Origin of the sequence: Kosakonia sp. (assembly GCF_032104925.1) — a bacterium.
Classification (GTDB): Bacteria; Pseudomonadota; Gammaproteobacteria; order Enterobacterales; family Enterobacteriaceae; genus Kosakonia.
The window spans coordinates 162,820-180,654 of sequence record NZ_DAMCGF010000006.1 but is presented as its reverse complement, the minus strand read 5'-3'; the positions used below and the strand labels follow the sequence as shown (position 1 = coordinate 180,654).

Annotated in this window: 15 protein-coding genes; 6 read left to right on the top strand and 9 right to left on the bottom strand. The window is 51.4% G+C overall.

What is annotated here, in order from left to right; genetic code table 11:
• Positions 1-8: 8 nt before the first annotated feature.
• On the bottom strand, positions 9-545 hold the full coding sequence (locus RT644_RS14415) for a helix-turn-helix transcriptional regulator (RefSeq protein ID WP_020456886.1): 537 nt from the start codon (positions 543-545) through the stop codon (positions 9-11).
• Positions 546-1,356: 811 nt separating this feature from the next.
• Between RT644_RS14415 and RT644_RS14410 the strand changes: the two genes are divergently transcribed.
• The 4 genes from RT644_RS14410 to RT644_RS14395 all read left to right on the top strand — a co-directional run bounded on the left by RT644_RS14410 (position 1,357) and on the right by RT644_RS14395 (position 6,440).
• A complete protein-coding gene (locus RT644_RS14410; RefSeq protein ID WP_044489587.1) occupies positions 1,357-2,058 on the top strand; it encodes an oligogalacturonate-specific porin KdgM family protein in 702 nt (233 codons plus the stop codon).
• A gap of 73 nt (positions 2,059-2,131) precedes the next feature.
• A complete protein-coding gene (locus RT644_RS14405; protein ID WP_313627121.1) occupies positions 2,132-3,841 on the top strand; it encodes a pectate lyase in 1,710 nt (569 codons plus the stop codon).
• 575 nt (positions 3,842-4,416) lie between these two features.
• On the top strand, positions 4,417-6,081 hold the full coding sequence (locus RT644_RS14400) for a methyl-accepting chemotaxis protein (RefSeq protein ID WP_313627120.1): 1,665 nt from the start codon (positions 4,417-4,419) through the stop codon (positions 6,079-6,081).
• Between the two features lie 161 nt (positions 6,082-6,242).
• Complete coding sequence (locus RT644_RS14395; RefSeq protein WP_020456882.1) at positions 6,243-6,440, top strand: hypothetical protein; 198 nt, start codon at positions 6,243-6,245, stop codon at positions 6,438-6,440.
• A gap of 50 nt (positions 6,441-6,490) precedes the next feature.
• Here RT644_RS14395 and RT644_RS14390 read toward each other — a convergent pair whose 3' ends face one another.
• The 6 genes from RT644_RS14390 to RT644_RS14365 all read right to left on the bottom strand — a co-directional run bounded on the left by RT644_RS14390 (position 6,491) and on the right by RT644_RS14365 (position 11,194).
• A complete protein-coding gene (locus tag RT644_RS14390; protein ID WP_313627119.1) occupies positions 6,491-7,582 on the bottom strand; it encodes an NADH:flavin oxidoreductase/NADH oxidase in 1,092 nt (363 codons plus the stop codon).
• A 155-nt stretch (positions 7,583-7,737) separates the two neighbouring features.
• Complete coding sequence (locus tag RT644_RS14385; RefSeq protein ID WP_313627118.1) at positions 7,738-8,556, bottom strand: PhnD/SsuA/transferrin family substrate-binding protein; 819 nt, start codon at positions 8,554-8,556, stop codon at positions 7,738-7,740.
• Entirely contained in the window at positions 8,522-9,487 is a 966-nt protein-coding gene (locus RT644_RS14380) for a fatty acid desaturase (RefSeq protein ID WP_313627117.1), read from the bottom strand. Before RT644_RS14380 ends, RT644_RS14385 begins: the two co-directional genes overlap by 35 nt.
• Before the next feature lie 202 nt (positions 9,488-9,689).
• Positions 9,690-9,860, bottom strand: a complete 171-nt coding sequence (locus RT644_RS14375; RefSeq protein WP_313627116.1) for an antibiotic biosynthesis monooxygenase — start codon at positions 9,858-9,860, stop codon at positions 9,690-9,692.
• A 164-nt stretch (positions 9,861-10,024) separates the two neighbouring features.
• Entirely contained in the window at positions 10,025-10,390 is a 366-nt protein-coding gene (locus RT644_RS14370; RefSeq protein WP_313627115.1) for a nuclear transport factor 2 family protein, read from the bottom strand.
• 54 nt (positions 10,391-10,444) lie between these two features.
• A complete protein-coding gene (locus RT644_RS14365) occupies positions 10,445-11,194 on the bottom strand; it encodes a glucose 1-dehydrogenase (protein WP_313627114.1) in 750 nt (249 codons plus the stop codon).
• Positions 11,195-11,359: 165 nt separating this feature from the next.
• Between RT644_RS14365 and RT644_RS14360 the strand changes: the two genes are divergently transcribed.
• Positions 11,360-12,265, top strand: coding sequence for a LysR family transcriptional regulator (locus RT644_RS14360; protein WP_020456875.1), 906 nt, complete (start codon positions 11,360-11,362; stop codon positions 12,263-12,265).
• A gap of 918 nt (positions 12,266-13,183) precedes the next feature.
• Complete coding sequence (locus tag RT644_RS14355) at positions 13,184-13,588, top strand: H-NS family nucleoid-associated regulatory protein (protein ID WP_017455745.1); 405 nt, start codon at positions 13,184-13,186, stop codon at positions 13,586-13,588.
• Between the two features lie 109 nt (positions 13,589-13,697).
• On the opposite strand, the gene RT644_RS14350 is transcribed toward RT644_RS14355, so the two are convergent.
• Positions 13,698-15,287 carry a carbohydrate porin gene (locus RT644_RS14350; protein WP_313627113.1) on the bottom strand — a complete coding sequence of 530 codons (1,590 nt, stop codon included), beginning with the start codon at positions 15,285-15,287 and terminating at the stop codon, positions 13,698-13,700.
• Between the two features lie 195 nt (positions 15,288-15,482).
• Positions 15,483-17,369, bottom strand: a complete 1,887-nt coding sequence (locus RT644_RS14345) for a beta-glucoside-specific PTS transporter subunit IIABC (RefSeq protein WP_313627112.1) — start codon at positions 17,367-17,369, stop codon at positions 15,483-15,485.
• Between the last annotated feature and the right edge of the window lie 466 nt (positions 17,370-17,835).

Genomic DNA, 17,835 nt, shown 5'->3' with positions numbered 1-17,835 from the left:
CGCTTTTTTTATGCGCGCATTGCGGTGTAGAGCGAACAAAGCGCCTGCAAACTTTTGGTGCCGGTGCGCTTCATTAACCCGTTGCGCTGCACACTGACGGTGGTCGGGCTGACACCGCGAATACGGGCGATATCCTCCACCGAATGTCCACGCAGCAGCAGGCGCATAATTTGCTGTTCGGCGCTGGTGAATTTAAATGTGCCGTGGTTGTAACCCGGCTGCTGATTCTGTGCCGATAACAAACTCATCACTTCCAGCGCCTGACGCAGCTCTTCAACGCGTAACCTTTCGGCCAGACAGAGTTTCACAAGACCAGGGAAAAGTAGCGACAGCGAGTCAAAATGGCGTTCTGAGGAGATAAAAATAGAGTAGTGCGCGGGGGGGCGGGTGAAAAACAGCGAGTACATTTCCACAATGTCCATTCCCGTGGTGACATATATAGCAGGCGCACCACTGCAAAAACGGCTGCCCTTTTCCCGGTTAAGTTGTCTGAGTATTTTCTCAATACCATAAATGAAAAGGCGATCCTTCCCGTAGATAGTCATGTAGGTACTCCAGAGGGTAATGTTTTATTATTTTCCTCTCCGCTAACGGAGGCATGGTCTTTTTTCCTGAATGTGCGGGATGTGTTCTGTCAGATCAAGCGTGATTCTGGCTCGTTTAATGTTTGTTTAGTTTGCGACAACATAAATCACCCTGATTTTCCTTTCCATACTCTCCCTGATGTGCTCAGTGTATTGCATTTTGTGTCAAATGTTCGCCTTTTATTCCAGGAATAAATTTACTGCGCTATTTATTTGGCGGGTAAACCTTACAAAGTTGAATACATGCACCCTTGTATATTTTTTGATTAATTTATTGATTTTAAAGGATTTTAATAAATTAAGATTATCTTTATAATCAGCAAAATAACAATTTCGGTTCTACTTTTAAATGTTCGATCTCAGTCTCAAAACATCATTTCAAAATGTGTAAAAGTCCGTTCCACTTGATAGGATAAAGATATCTTGATGCAGACAAAACCGTATTTTGTGTGGTGAATCCCCCTAAGCGGAGGGGTCATGCTGATATGAGGTTATTCTCAATAAAGTTTCATTTTTATGGACGGATTGAGGCGATCGGCACTCAATTCACCGGGAGGCACCCGGCACCACACGCCACTTTAAAAGTAACGTGAGCGTTGCTGTTGTTATCAGCAATAACTGCACCGAAACTATATTTGGCATAATTATTATGCTTGCTAATTATATCAATTTGCACTGAGAGCGAATAAACCATTCCTCTTTGAATTAAAACCATCTGCATTTTTCGCAGAGAACATCTTGTACCTTTTGACTATAAATAATAGGGGATATTATGTTGCGCACTTTGTTATTAGTTACTGTACCTTTTATGAGTATTGCCGCCCAGGCGGTAACATTTGATTATCGCCATGAATTAAATGATAGCGGCGGTAATAATCACAAAGATCGTTTATTAATGTCACACCGTTTTGCTAACGGTTTTGGTTTATCGCTGGAAGGCAAATGGAAAGGTTCACAAAATAAAGATAAGGCGTATCACGAGACGGTAAGTAATGGTACCGAAGTGGTGGCCAGCTACGTCTATAAAATTAACCCCACTTTCCAGATTGAGCCGGGTTTCTCACTCGACAGTAGCTCCACGTCGAACAGTTATCGCCCGTACCTGCGCGGCAAAGTGAACTTCAGCAATGACGTTGGCGCAACACTGCGTTACCGCCCGTACTTCAAACGTAACTCCAACAACATCGGTACGGCAAAAGATACCAGCGAAAACGGCTATAACCTGACGGCTGCGGTGTCATGGAAAATTTTCGGTGATTACCAACTCGATTACGAGCTGGATTACAAACATGCCACGTCCGCCGGCGTACTCATTGCAGATAATGAAAACTACGACTGGACGCACGATCTCAAACTGACATACAAACTTGATAAAAACTGGTCTCCGTATATTGCCGTGGGCAACGTTTCCGGCAGCAAATATACCGATGAGCGTCAGACCCGTTATCGTGTCGGTGTGAAATATAATTTCTAATAAGTAATTGCAGGGTAGCAAACATAAATAAGGGTTTCGGCAGAAATCCTTATTTTTATCTAAGAGGCAAATAATGAAGCTGTCAAAAATAGCACTGGCGGTCGGTCTTCTCGGTATCTTCTCCTGCCCGGCATTTGCGCAGGAGAGCGCGCGGTTAAGCAGTGTAAAAGCGTTTGCCGATACGGTCATCGATAAAGCCGGTGACAAATATCACAGCAATGTGCCGCTGCTGGCGGATGGCGTTGATCCACGCACCGGTAAGCAGATGGAGTGGGTCTTTCCGGATGGAAAAACGGCGGTACTTTCCAACTTCTCCGCACAGCAGAATCTGATGCGCGTACTGGTTGGCCTGAGTAACCTGACGGGTGACGCGAAATATAAAAAGCGGGCGGAAGATAATGTCCGTTACTACTTCCAGCACTACCAGGACAAAAGCGGGCTGCTGCTATGGGGCGGGCACCGCTTTATCGATCTGAAAACGCTTGAACCACAAGGGCCAAGCGAAAAAGAGAGGGTCCATGAACTGAAAAATGCCTACCCGTACTACGACCTGATGTTTGCCGTGGATAAACCGGCAACCGCCCGCTTTATCCGCGCGTTCTGGAACGCCCATGTGTACGACTGGAAAATCCTCGAAACCAGCCGCCACGGCGAATACGGCAAAGAGATGGGCAAACTGTGGGCCAGCCATTTTGAACAGCAACCGCCGTTCTTCGCCACCAAAGGTCTGAGCTTTCTTAACGCCGGTAATGACTTAATTTATTCAGCTTCGCTGTTGTATCAACACGATGGTGAGAAAGGCGCGCTCACCTGGGCGAAGCGACTGGCGGAGCAGTATGTGTTGCCACGCGATAAAAAGACCGAGCTGGGTGTTTATCAGTTTACGCAAGCGCTGAAACGCGCCGAAACCTCCGACGACACCGATACCAACTCAAAGTATGGCGATCGCGCACAGCGCCAGTTTGGTCCGGAATTTGGCCCCGACGCGCTGGAAGGCAATATGATGCTCAAAGGCCGCACCAGCACGCTCTACTCCGAAAACGCCCTGATGCAGTTAGCGCTGGCAAAATCACTGGGCGCGGATGGCAACGACATCAAAAAGTGGACGCTTGATGGCCTGAAAGCCTTTGCGCATTACGCCTATGATGAGAAAACCAACACCTTCCGCCCGATGCTGGCAAACGGCACCGACTTGTCGAACTACACGCTGCCGCGCGATGGTTACTACGGCAAGAAAGGCACCGTGTTGAAGCCTTACACGGCGGGGAATGAATTCCTGCTCTCTTATGCCCGCGCCTGGACACTGGCACCGGACGCAGAGATGTGGAAAGTGGCGCGCGGCATTGCCAAAGGCCAGGGGCTGGGTGATATCGGTGAGCCGGGCGGTAAAAACAGCAAGCTGGATCTGAACACCAAAAACAGCGAGCCATATGCCATTTTTGCGCTGATCGATCTCTGGCAATCTACTGGCGACAAAGGATACCTGACGCTGGCTGATAAAGTGGCGGACAATATTCTGGCAACGAAACGGCTGAATAACTTTTTCATCGATGATCCGCAATATATCTATGCCAATGTCGACAATATTGCGCCTTATGCACTGCTGGCGCTGGAAGCGGCCATGCGCGGCAAAACCGATGCGGTTGCGCCATTCATTAACGGCGCGGGCTTTACCGAAGGCGCATATCTGCTGACCGATGGCACCGTGCGCTACTCCACGCGTGATGATGAGTTGTTCATGCTCAAACCGGGTGAGCAGTTGAAACCTAACGGTAAAAAGTGATCCCTTCACCTCTCACGGTGCGCCCGTGGGAGGTTTTCTTGCGCCGTATTTTTCCCTTCGCATGCTATTCTGGCGGCGTTCACGACGCCTTATCAGCGATAATGTCGAACAAAAAATGTATTAATCTCCGCAATCCCGGATATAACAATCCGGCATTTCTCTTGCGTATTATTAGCACGCAATTTTATTTTCCGCAGATTAAATAAGATAGCGACCTTATTATCCGGTCACTAAGAAATAATCATCAAATTGAATTTAATAAGACTTAATTCAAATCAAATATTGGTAGCCGATAGAAATAACCTTTTCAAGTAATTGCTGAAAAATAATAGACGCCTGTTATGAATTCAGATAGTTTATGTGATCGAAGTCCAGGAATAATATTCTGCACTCTGATTAATTATATTTAAGTTGATTGAAATCAACATTCACAAAATAGAACATCTTTTCAAAAAGTTAAAAGACCGTTTTATTAACGCCAATCGCGTTCTGGTCAAAATGTCATGGAGGGTGAAATAGCCAGAGAGCTGGGCCAATGCCAACCTGAGGGTAATTTTTATTACCGGGGAAACAACATGAAAATACTTCGCGACATAACTATCCGCAAAATGCTGATCATCATTTTATCGCTTTTCAGCATTATTTGGGGACTGGCAACCGTCCTGACATTTCACAATTTTTCTACTATTGACCAATTACTGACGCAAAACGCCGGGCAAAAAAATGTCTACGCCTTGTTGGTGAAAGGAAACGATCAATATTTCCGCACCGTGACCCGCATGCTGCGCGCCATGGATTACCAGCAAACCGGCGACGACGAAAATGTGAATAAAACATTCGCCTCCGCTGAAAAAGCGCTGGCCATTACCCAGGATATGCTGGCGAAGTTTCGCGCCAGCCAGCACCCAGGTGTTGATAGTGAAACCGTTGCCGCTATGATCCGCGACTGGGACGCCCTGCTTAATAACGGCATTGTGCCAATGCTGAATGCAGCCAAAAATAAGCAAACGGATACTTTTCGCGACTTATTTCGTAAAACCTATCCTCCGCTGAGCGTGCAGTTTGGCGCAACCGCGGAAAAATACACACAATCGATTCAGTCCAACGATTTACTGGATCAAACTCAAGAACAGGTGATTTTTAATAAATACGTGCTCGCTGCCGCCTTAATAGCCGGTATCTTCACGCTGTTTCTCACCGACCGCTACCTGGTGAATTTCCTGGTCAAACCGATTCGTGCGATTCAGACACATATGGAAACCATGGCCGCCGGTAAACTGAATCACGAATTGCACGAATTTGGTCGTAACTGTGCGGGCCAGTTGATTCCTTTCATCCGCACCATGCAGGAAAACCTGAGAACCACGGTGGAAACTATCCAGGAGAGTTCGACCAGCATTTACCGCAGTACCAATGAGATCAGAGAAGGCAACGAAGAGCTTTCCGGGCGTACCGATCAGCAAGCCGCCGCGCTGCAACAGACCGCCGCCAGCATGGAAGAACTCACTTCCACCGTGCGTAACAACGCGGAGAACGTGCGCGAAGCCCGTAAACTGACGGAAAACGCTCAGCAGACCGCGCAAAAAGGCGGCGAGATCACCGCGACCGTGGTGAAAACCATGCACGGGATTTCCGAAAGCTCGCAGAAAATTGCTGATATTACTAACGTTATCAACAGCATTTCGTTCCAGACCAACTTGCTGGCGCTGAACGCGGCGGTTGAAGCGGCTCGCGCCGGGGAGCAAGGCCGTGGATTTGCCGTGGTAGCCAGTGAAGTACGTGCGCTGGCAAGCCGCAGTGCGCAGGCGGCAAAAGAGATCGAAACGCTGATTCATGAATCCGTCTCCCGCGTAAAAACCGGAGCCGAACAGGTTCAGGAAGCCGGTGGTGCCATGTCGGTAATTATTAACTCCATTGAACATGTGAATAAACTGATGACGGAGATTTCCGTCGCCTCCGATGAACAAAGCCGTGGTATCGACCAGATTGGCCAGGCAATGACCGAAATGGACGGCGTAACACAGCAAAACGCCGTGCTGGTGCAGGAAGCGAAAGCTAACGCCGTGTCGCTGGAAAAAGAGGCCGAGCGCCTGAATAAAACCATCGCCATGTTTGATTCTGGCCTGAAAGAGAACCGCCGTAGCGCGCAGCCAGGCAGAAGCACGTTACGCCAGTCGCCGCAGCTCGCGCTGGCGTCCTCATCAACAGGTGAGAGCCGTGATAACTGGCAATCCTTCTAAGTAAATCGCTCTCCTTTCACCACGCCCGGGGCTTCACGCTTCGGGCTTTTTTATTTATATAACAGCCAACTAACGCATTAATAATGCAGTGATTTTGATAAATGGCGGAAATATATCTGTGTGCTAAATTTCTCTGTAGACAAATCGGGGAGGGATAACGCATGAAGTTCAATGATGAGCACACGGGACTCATTGGATTAGCCATTGGCGCGGCCGTGATTGGCCTTGTTTCAGAACGCAAAGCCATTAACCGTGACAGCATCGTGCAGGAGATTGAACGGCAAGGCAGAAACCGGGGCGATGGCGTAGAAGATGACGTATTCCTCAAAGCGGCGGAGTTGGTGCGTAAGGGCGTTTAACGGGCAATAGCGGTGAGCCTGGCGGAATAGCAAGCTCACCGATGCATGCGTTATTTAACCGTTCCTTTCACACCGTGCGGTTCGGCACGGCGATACTGCGGCGCGATATGTACCGCACCATGCAACGCGGCGGCGGCGTGCCATGGCCAGCGTGGATCGTAGAGCGCGCCTCGTGCCAGCGCGATAAGATCGGCCTCCCCTTGCTGCAAAATAGCTTCTGCGTGCTGTGGCTCGGTGATCAACCCCACGGCGATAACCGGCATACGGGTTTGCTGGCGCAATGCTTTGGCAAATGGCACCTGATAACCCGCCGTCACCTTAATGCTTTGCAACGGCGAAAGCCCGCCGCTGGAGACGTGAACATACGCGCCGCCCAGCGCTTCAATTTTTTTCGTCAGTACCACCGATTGTTCCAGATCCCATCCACCTTCTACCCAGTCCGTCGCCGAAATGCGAATGCCTACCGCAACGGAAGCCGGTACCGCTTCACGCACGGCGCTAAACACTTCCTGGGTGAAACGCAGGCGATTTTCAAGGCTGCCGCCATACTCATCACTGCGCTGGTTAGAGAGCGGCGAGAGAAACTGATGCAACAAATAACCGTGTGCCGCGTGGATTTCAATCACCTCTATTCCCAGCGCTACCGCCCGCAAGGCGCTGTCGACAAACGCCTGTTTAACCCGCGCCAAATCTTGTTTCGTCATTTCAAGCGGTGGACGCTCTGCCGGATCGTGCGCCAGTGCGGAGGCTGAGATCGTTTGCCAGCCGCCCTCTTGTGGCGAAAGCTGTTTGCCCCCCAGCCAGGGCGCGCTGACCGACGCTTTACGCCCGGCATGCCCAAGCTGGATGCCGATTTTCACCGGCGAGTACTGGCGAATATCCTCCAGCACCACGCGCAGCGCCTGCTCGGTTTCGTCATCCCACAGGCCGAGATCCTGCGGCGAAATTCGCCCTTGCGGCTCAACGGCGGTGGCTTCGATTATCAGCAGCCCCGCGCCGGAGAGCGCCAGGTTACCTAAATGAATGCGATGCCAGGCGGTCGCTTTTCCTGCTTCGGCGGAGTACTGGCACATCGGGGCAATAACGATGCGGTTATCCAGCGCAACGTCGCCAATAGTAACTTCGGTGAATAACTGACTCATATCTCATCCTTTTCCGGTTTCGCAAATGGCACTCCCGGACGGCTACAGTGTGAATGGTTTGCATGACTTTCAGCCAATTTTCCGGGCTTGTCTTTGGCGGCACGTGCCCTTTTCACGGCATTTACCTTTGATAACACAATGAAATGACTGACGAATTATAGCTGCGTGACGCCGCGTGCTGCGGCCTCATCCCGCCATCTCATCAACAAAGAATAGTCCTGTCGTGTGACCACGCTAAAACCGCCAATCAATACCGCGGCACAGATGTCGTGAAAACGCGCGTCGCTGACCAGTTGCTGCAACGCCTCTCTTAGAGATGCGAGCGTGGCGGCGCTGCTCTGCTGCGCGGTGATCAGCGGCAACCCCGGCGCTAACGGGCTTTGCGCTATCACACGCAGCCCTCGCAACAGCGAAGGTTGGTGGCGTTGCAATAAGGCGAACGTCACGCAGTCGATGGCGGCGATATCCGCCGTACGGTTGTGCAGCGCCACCAGCGATTGCCGGTGGCTGCCGCTGAAATGGGGAGCATCGGCGAAAAATCGTCCTTCGCCCGCAAGCTGCGAAACCAGATAACGCAGCACGTTATAACCTGATTGCGAATCGGCGGAATTACACACTGCGCGACGACCGCGAAAATCCGCCAGCGAAGTCGCGCGTTCCTCATCACGCGTCACCAGCAGGCTGCGATAGCGAAAACCTTCACAGCCTGGCGCAAGGTAGTGAAAGCAGCCAACCAGTTGCACATCCGGTAATTGCGTTACCAGCGGGTAGCCGCAGGTCTGGCTGAGCAGCACATCGTCATGCCGCCAGTGGGAAGGCAGGTCGCTTTGCGGCCAAATCTGCTGCGCCGGAAGCCCGCGCTCCGCCAGCAGTTCGCACAACGCCTGGCCCAGCGCGGCGGTTTCTGGCTGCGCGACGTCATACATCGGCAGGGCAATGTTATTCACTGCGTACTTTGCTTGCGGGGTGTGCATTGACTTCTACCGGGGTAAAGAAAAACTGCCGTAACCATTCACTATAGCCGCGCACCAGAAACCCGCTATTGCGCTGCTGGTACGCCGCTTTGTCACGCAGGTAAACCGTTCGCAGGCCGTACCACGGCACGGCGGGCAGATCGTGATGCACGGAATGGTAGTTGAAGTTAAGAAACAGCAGACGCCACGGCCAAGCGGCTTCGTTGATCACCGAACGCGCTAACGGATCGTCGGCTGCGCGGTGTTCGAGAAAAGAACGCACTTTCGTGATAGCCAGCGCCGGGTAGCTCACCGCCAGCACAAACCAGATAACGGAAAAATCACAATGGCTTATCCAGGCAAAGGTCACACCCAACAGCGCACCGTGTACCAGCCACATCAGCATGGTTTTACCTTGCCGCACGCGAAATGCCGCTACCATTCCTGCCAGCAAGTGTGCAATATCCAGCGCCGGAGCCAGCAGTAAACGGCCAGCAAAAGTATTACGCAACTGAATCAGTTTTCGCTGCCAGCGCGTCAGGCGATGCCAGTGTTGGGTGGAAAAATAGTAGGATTCCGGATCATCTTCCGGCAGCGTCAGTAAGTGCGTACGGTGGTGAGCCAGGTGCGAATCGCGATAAATGCCGTACGGATACCACACCGCCAGCGGCATTACCCCCAGCAGTTGGTTAAACCAGGCCCAGCGCGTAGGATGCCCGTGGATCAGCTCATGTTGTACCGATAAATACCAGGTGGTGAAGAGGATCAGAAGCGCGGTTGCCGGCAATAAGCCGAGCATTTTCCAGTGCGCGAGCGTGCCGAACCAACCGCCATACACGGTAACAATCACCAGCCAGGTAGGCAGCTCGCTGCGCCACAGCCAGCTGCGTGATAACCGCCGGATGGCGTCCCGTTGTTGTTTATCTAAATAGACCGCGCTGCTTTTCGCCATTCACTCATTGACTCCCCGCATTCTCATGTCGCCACGATGTGAGAGAACGCCAGAAATGACAAAGTATTTAAATGGCTTAGCTATTGCTGAAAATCGCTTAATGCGGCAGCGGCTCAGGCCACTTTGCCGCGCGGATCATCCACGTGTTGCAGGGCAACATCGTAGCGAACACCCTGGCGGTTAAGGATGCGCACATTTTTAACTACCGTCGCAGGGCCTGCAGAAAGGTTGTCGCGTTTTCATGGCGCTGGTGGAAGGCTTCATCTTTCCAGCCTGCCACCAGGTGATAGGCGTTGGCATCGGCCAAATCCTGCGCGAAAGCATAATAGATACAGCCCGGCAGTTTGCGCGCCGCCGCCATTTCCGGCACCACAGCATCAATAAAGGTTTGCCCGTCCTCAGGATGAACGTGGTAGTAAGTGCTGACAACAATATCGCCAGCCAGGAACCGGTTATGTCGGCACTGGAAAACTCAGGTTTACCGGTATGTTGATAGGGGTTTCTCAGTGGGCAATGAATGGTGCGGCTTGCCGACCGTCACGGCGTGTTAATAAATACCCACAGGCTGGCAAGTCTGCCATCGCGCAGGGTGAAAATATCCTCACCGCGGATCAGATTCGGGTTCTCCTGCGGGCCATAACCCCAGCTAACGCGCCCTAAACCGTGGTTCCACGTCACCGGTTCGGGGGTGAACGAAAACCCCGGATGCTCACCTTGTACGCGAGAAATCAGTGCCGCGACGTTCTCAAACCCGGTTGCCACATCGGCATCATCCGCCACGAAAAAATCGTCGGCATAGACATCCGAAAAGGTGGCGACCTGTTGTTCAGGGTGTGCGCTATTCCAGATAATAAAATGCTTGTCGATCAGTTGCTGAGCAACCAAAAGTGCGGAAGTGTGCATGTTCTGCTCCTGCGTTGCGGGCTGGCGCAGCGATGGCCAGCCCGGCGTGGTGAATTAGATTTGCGCCATGCCGCCATCGACGAACAGCTCAGCGCCATTGATAAAGCTGGAAGCATCCGAAGCGAGAAACGCGACCACTTTGCCAATCTCTTGCGGTTCACCTAAACGCCCCAACGGAACCTGGGCTGCCAGCGCGTCAAACAAGCCCTGACGATGCTCATCCGGCACCAGTTCACCTAAACCCGGCGTGCGGACTGGGCCTGGGCTGACCACGTTAACGCGGATACCGCGCCCTTGCAGATCCAGCGCCCATGAACGGGCAAAGTTACGCACCGCCGCTTTACTGGCGCTGTAAACGCTGAAACTGGCGGTGCCTTTCACCGATGTGGTCGATCCGGTGAGAATGATTGAAGCGTTGTTTACCAGCAGCGGGAGCGCTTTTTGCACGGTAAACAGTACGCCGCGCACGTTGGTGGCGAAAATGCGGTCGAAATGCTCTTCAGTAATCGCCCCCAGCGGCAGCATTTCGCCACCACCGGCGTTGGCAAACAGGATGTCGAGTCGCCCGGCGCTTTTCGCAATCTGGGCAAACACGGCATCAAGATCCGCCATTACCGACGCATCCGCGCGAATGCCCGTGGCGCTGGAACCAATACGTTCAACCGCCGCGTCCAGTTCTGCCTGGCGACGACCGGTAATAAAGACGCGCGCCCCCTGCTCTGCCAGTTCTTGTGCGGTTGCCAGACCAATACCGCTTGTCCCGCCAGTCACCAGTGCGATTTTGCCATTCAGTTGTGTGCTCATGTGGTATTCCTCGGTTCAGTTAAGGGATGTGCCTGCGGCAGACAAGCCTGCCGTCTCAGGTATGGCGCAACTCTACCTCCCCCGTTTTTATTGAAAAATACCGAAAAATTAAAATGACTATTCACCACTATGTATAATCAACATCACAGCAACGGAGGAACTCGCATGGATCAATTACTGGCAATACGCGCTTTCGCCCGCGTGGTCGAGGCGGGGAACTTTACCCGGGCGGCGGATTCGCTGGAGATGCCCAACGCGACATTGAGCAAACTGGTGCAGGAACTGGAAGCCCACCTTGGCGTGCGGTTATTGCAGCGCACCACCCGCCGCGTGACGGTTACGCCGGAAGGGCGCGACTATTATGAAAAAACAACCCGTATCCTGCGCGATCTCGAAGATGTCGACGGTTCATTCAATGCCGCACGCGGAACGCCAGGCGGACAGCTTCGCGTCGATATTGGCGGCTCAACGGCGAAAGATGTGTTGATCCCCGCCCTGCCGGATTTTCTGGCGCGTTATCCGGACATTCGTCTTGATTTAGGCGTTGCCGATCGCCCGGTGGATCTGATTAGCGACAATGTGGATTGCGTGATCCGTGGCGGGCCACTGGACAGCTCCTCGCTGATTGCCCGCCGTATTGGCGCCGCCACGCTCATTACCTGCGCAACGCCGGCATATCTGAAAACATTTGGTACACCGGCCTATCCCGAAGAGCTAAAAAACGGCCACCGGCTGGTCAGCTACCTCTCGCCACAAACCGGCCGAGCGTTTCCGTTACGCTTTGAGCGCGATGGCGAAAAAACCGAAATTAAAGTGCCGCACCGGATTGGTATTAATGAGAGCAATGCGCATCTCGCCGCCGGGATGGCGGGGCTGGGGATTATCCAGACCTTCAGTTATTCACTCGGTGCGGCGTTAAAAGCGGGCACGCTGGTGGAGATCCTACGCCCGTGGCGGCCAGAGCCGTACCCTTTTCATGTGGTGTATCCACAAAACCGCCACGTTACGCATCGTCTGCGCGTGTTTATTGACTGGCTGCTGGAGATATTTCCCCAGCGAGTGGGGAAATAATCGCAAAATAATCCGCAACGCTTTTATCTGAATCTGTTTATTCGCGCGGGAAAGCGCCAACGCAGCGATAGCGCGTTTCTGCGGCTGCGATTGGCAGCAACGTTATGGTGATATTGAACGGTGAATTTATCGCGCCGCACGTTTTCTCGCAGGCCGAACCCGTTAAAAAACAGGATAGCGATAAGATCTGCAGTTTAAGTTTAATATCAGCAAAACCTGATAACAGGATAAAACCTGCACTTCATCATTTATGCGACACGCTGCGTGCGATGCAACAAGCGATATACAGCAATGCAATTATTACTGCACGTAATTAAAAGTTGAGTATGAAAAAGAAACCCCAGCGGAGGGTCAATAAGGTCGATTTTATGACCTCCGATATGAACTGGAGCGTGCTGTGCTTGCTACTAATCGAGAATATTCTCAACAGCGTCTGACGCGGATCAAATTTCTTAGCGGCTTATTGTGGAGAAACCTGAGCCATCAATATGTGGTCATGTTTAATGGAACATTTAGCCATGCTGAAATTGCCGCTTGCGCTAACGCAAATCAAAAAGAAAAAACGCGTCAGTTCAGAGATAACGTTTACCGTTAGCCACAGGCGCTATACCTGTAATGCCTCTTTGTTAAGAAAAATCTGCACCCGGCAAGCGAAAGTCAATGCAAAGATATAGGTTATTTTATGATGAACAAGCGGCATTAACTAACGATTCCGATAAAAATAACCCTTAAATTCTGTGGCTTTTTTAATGCCGCATTGTGACTAAATTAGCCAGAGCCAGATACCCACAAAGTCATAGGGTTGCACAATCACATATATATTTGCTAAAACCTATAATTCCGTATTGATTTTTATGTCGTTATCACTAAAAATTAATTCCGATAGATTATTCATTTTTCCGCACACGGAGTGACGCTATGTCAGAAGCACTTAAATCACTTAATAACATTCGCACACTGCGAGTTCAGGCCCGTGAGCTTACCCTTGAAGCTCTTGAAGAGATGCTTGAAAAACTGTCAGTTGTTGTTGAAGAACGTCGTGAAGAAGAATCTTCTCTACGTAAAGAACAAGAAGAGAAAGAAGCCAAGCTGGCTGCATTTCGTCAAAAACTGCTGGATGAAGGTATCGATCCAACCGAACTTTTATCCTCGCTGAAAGGACAAACGACGAAATCAAAATCTGTTCGTGCACCACGCCCAGCCAAATATAAGTATATTGATGAAGACGGCACGGAAAAAAGCTGGACCGGCCAGGGCCGCACACCGAAAGTGATTGCCAAAGCACTGGAAGACGGTAAAAAACTGGAAGATTTTGCCATCTAAAAATAAAGGGTTTGTCTTTATCCCACCCTGCATTTTTATCGCTTTCTAACGCAACATCTGCATGCGTTATTGTTCCCCGCCGCCACGGCGGGGATTCTGTTTTTGTTGTTCAAAAGACCACTTCAGCCTGCACGCCAAAACTTATTTGATAATCCTTACCGTCGTTAAAGGTCTGGTTATCGATCTCATGCTCTAACGCTTTCAGGTAAGTACTATAGAGGCGAAGTTCCGGTCGGGAATTAAGAATGCTGGTATCCACTTTATACACCTGCGCCAGCGTCACCTTATAACCAGATTCATCCAATGTGGAATTATTGACACGATTTTTCTGCGTGAAATACCCCAATTCCAGCGCCGTCTGCATGTTTTGATTCCAGATCCATGACGGACGAATAACCGCACGCGCGGTAGTAAAGTCCGTATGCGCCCCGGTATATGTCGAGTAAAGATCGTGGCCGCGACCATACACCAGCGCGTGCGCCATGATTATCTTCTCACCCAGATAAAACTCCCCCTGATCCACCAACCGCCAGCCAATACCGCCGCTATGAATACCGTAGTAAGAACTGTTGTAATCAAAATCCGGGTTGGCGCTGGAAATATTCATAAACTGGCTGGCAAGGGAGTTATTTGCCACTTGCAGCGTCAATTCATTTGAGCCTTTCAGAATGGGATTACGCAAAATCGCCTGTCCAAGCCAGGAGGATTTGACCTGATAATAGTCATTATCCGCCTGCGCTTTTTTCTGCTCATCCGTCTGGTTAGCAAACGCATATTTCGCCCCCAGCTCCAGCGTCGCATTTTTTGTCACGGGAAGATTCTTGTAGCGAACTTCAGCGATATTGACGTTAACCTGCGTGGTATTGCTACAGCTGGAAGCGCCTGCGGCGCAGACCGTACTGTAATTATCAATATCGTTACGCGTTATCGCCATACTGAGTGCGCCAACCGGTAGCTTCCAGTTTTCTATCCCTACGCCTGCACCGGAAAGTGTGCGATTGCTTTTCCAGTCCAGAAGCTGAATTTCATATTGTGGCAGCGTATGTTTCCCCACCCAGACCGAAGCCTCTGGCGCAAAAGGAAGTAGTCCATTGCCTTCAACATACAGCTTACTTAGTTTGCCCATACCGCCGCCGGACATCCCTTTTTCAAAGGATTCATTGCTCTGGGTTAACCCGAGATCGCCCTCAAATTGCACGTTCGCCCAGATAGATTTGTCGCCATCGCGCCATGCCCGTTTCTTTAATGACAAGTTATACCAACCGTCATATTCGTTACCAAAACGCCCCAGAGAGCCCACTGCCCAGGATTTTGGTCCCCCATTGGTGGTGGTTGCCCAACCCGAGCGGAAATAACCGGAATATTTAAAGCCGGTATCATCCTGCACATACTGGCTTATTTTTTTCAGAGTCGCTGGCGATAGCTCCGGCTCCGTTTTCGCTTGCGCTGCCGTAGCCTGCACCGTCGCACCGGATTGCCCTGCAGGCACGGCTGACGAGGCAACATTGCGTTGCTGCGCGCGATCTTTTTCTTCATAGGCTTGCAGTTTCTGCTGCGTAACGCGCAACTGCGCTTCCAGTGCCGCCATGCGCTGTTCAAGCGTTAGCTGCTGCGCCGTTGCGCCGCTGCTTGCGCCATAACAGGATAATAACGCCACGGCAATGTACGTCTTTTTAGAAATTATGTTGTTCACTTTCATGAGTTCCCCTCGGTATTGCCCCCTGAAAACAAAAAGACCTGCAACCGACGGAAAATGCTCCGTCAGTTGCAGGTCTCGCCTGAATAAAATCAGTCACGTCCTGTGGGGGTAGATCAATTAACGCACAAACACGTTATTAATAGGTTGCGGCGACAACTGCCCCCGCCGCAAATAGCCTCCCGCCAGCAGCGGGCGTTACACCAGGAGCGCCATTACCGGCTCGCCAAAGCGGGAATGGGACTTATCGCTAATGTGTAATTCGCGCCAGGCTTCACCGTTGGTAATGACCACGGGTGTCACCGTGTCATAACCCGCCTGTTTAATGTCATCGAGATCGAATGTCAGGAGAAGCTGGCCTTTTTTGACTTCATCGCCCTCTTTCACCTGCATATGGAAATATTGCCCATCCAGTTGCACGGTATTAATCCCGACGTGGATCAGTATTTCCGCGCCCGCCGTGGAGCGAATGCCAATGGCATGACCGCTGGCGAAGGTGCTGGCAATATGGCCGTCGACCGGGGAATAAACTCGTCCTTCATCCGGAATAATGGCAAAACCCGGCCCGACAACGCCTGTCGAAAAAACCTTATCATCCACTTCAGCCAGCGGAATTAACGCGCCAGAAACCGGCGCGGTAATCTGCTCAGGAGCCAGCGCAGCGGTTTTCGGCATCACCGGTTGATGCGCGGTATGCTTTTTTTCACTCGCCGACGCGTCAGGTAGCGCTTGCGCGGAAGGTTCGTCAAAACCCACGATCAGCGTCAGCACCAGGCTGCCAGCAAACGCCATGGCGCAGCCAATAAGAAAGCCGATAAAACCATCGCCGTAGAAAATCGGCAGCGTCAACAGCCCCGGCATCCCCATTGAAATCGCCGAACTTTTGGCGTATCCGACCACCGCACCGCCAAAAGCCGCCGCGATCACCGCACAGATAAACGGTTTTTTCAGTTTCAAGGTGACACCGTAGACACCCGGTTCGGTAATGCCGAATAGCGAGGCGATAAAGGTACTGCCCGCCAGCGCTTTCAGCTTTTTGTCTTTTGCCCGCAGCATCACCGCCAGCAAGGCTCCGGACTGGGCGAAAACCGAGGGGCTGGAGGCTGCTTTAAGAAAACTGTGTCCCATCACCGAAATGTCGTTGATAAAGACGGTAACAAAGCCCCAGTGCACGCCGAAAATCACCAGCACCTGCCAGGCGGCAGCCATTAGCGCGCTGGCGATAATCGGGTTGAAGCCGTAAATCGAAACAAATAAAGAGGCGACAAACTCACTGATCGAAATGCCAATCGGCCCGATGGTCATTAACGTCAGCGGCACCATTAACGTCAGCAGGAAAAACGGCGTCAGAATATTGCGCACGCTTTCATGAATATGGCGATTGAGAAAGCGCTCAATTATCGACATCAGCCAGACGCTGAAAATAATCGGGATCACCGAACCGGTATATTTCATCATCACCACCGGCAGGCCAAAAAAGCTCACCGGCTGGCCGCCATCAAATAGCCCTTGAATACTGGGGTAAATGAGCGCACCCGCGATCGACACGGCAACAAAGATATTGGTTTCAAATTTACGTGCGGAGGTGATGGCTAACAGCATCGGCAGAAAATAGAACAGGCTGTCGGATGCGGCATGCAAAATTATATAGGTGCTCTCTTTATTGCTCAGCCATCCGGCGGCCAGCACAATCGCCAGCGCGCCTTTTAGCACACCGGCTGCGGCCATCGCACCTAATAATGGCGTGAAAATCCCGGCGACCAAATCGATCAAACGCCCTAACAGCGAGGCTGTATTTTGCGACGGCTCCGAAGGTTGTTTCTTTTTATCATCCTCCAGTAATCCTGAGATGGCGCCAAACGCGCGGAATACGTCTGGCACGCGGTTGCCAATCACCACCTGTAATTGACCGGAGCCATTCACCACGGTAATGACGCCGTCCAGCGCGTCGAGCTCTGCCAACCGCACTTTGCTGTTATCGATGATTTTAAAGCGTAAACGTGTCGCGCAATGTACCAGCGTCGCAACGTTGCTCTCCCCACCTACCAGCTGCAGAATATTTTCTGCCAGTACTTTGTTATTCATAATGAGACTTCCCGTTTCACAAACGACAGTAATAATCAGGACACCCTGGTGTTGCCTGTATCCGCTGGCCAGCTGGAAAAAAGCAAAAAAAAACCTGGATAAAATAGTGTGTAAACACACTGCTTTATCCAGGTCTCGCCCAGAATTTCTCTGGTGACGTCCTTAACTAACGCCCTCTTTCTAACAAGCCGCGCAGGCAATTACCACCGCAAATAACCAATTTGTGAAAATCATCACGCAAATAGCGTTGCCATGGAATTGAGCAGGCAGGCAAATACAGCCCCCCGGTAACATATATCACTATTATGGGCGGCCTGGCTGAACGACTCTTTTATAACCATGCCCACAGCATGCTACATCACCTTTGGCGAAACCTGCTTTCTGTTGTCTGGCGGAGCGACGGGAAGCAGATTTTTAAGAGGGGAAAAAACCAGGTCACTTACAAAAACGCGATTAAGCATGTTAC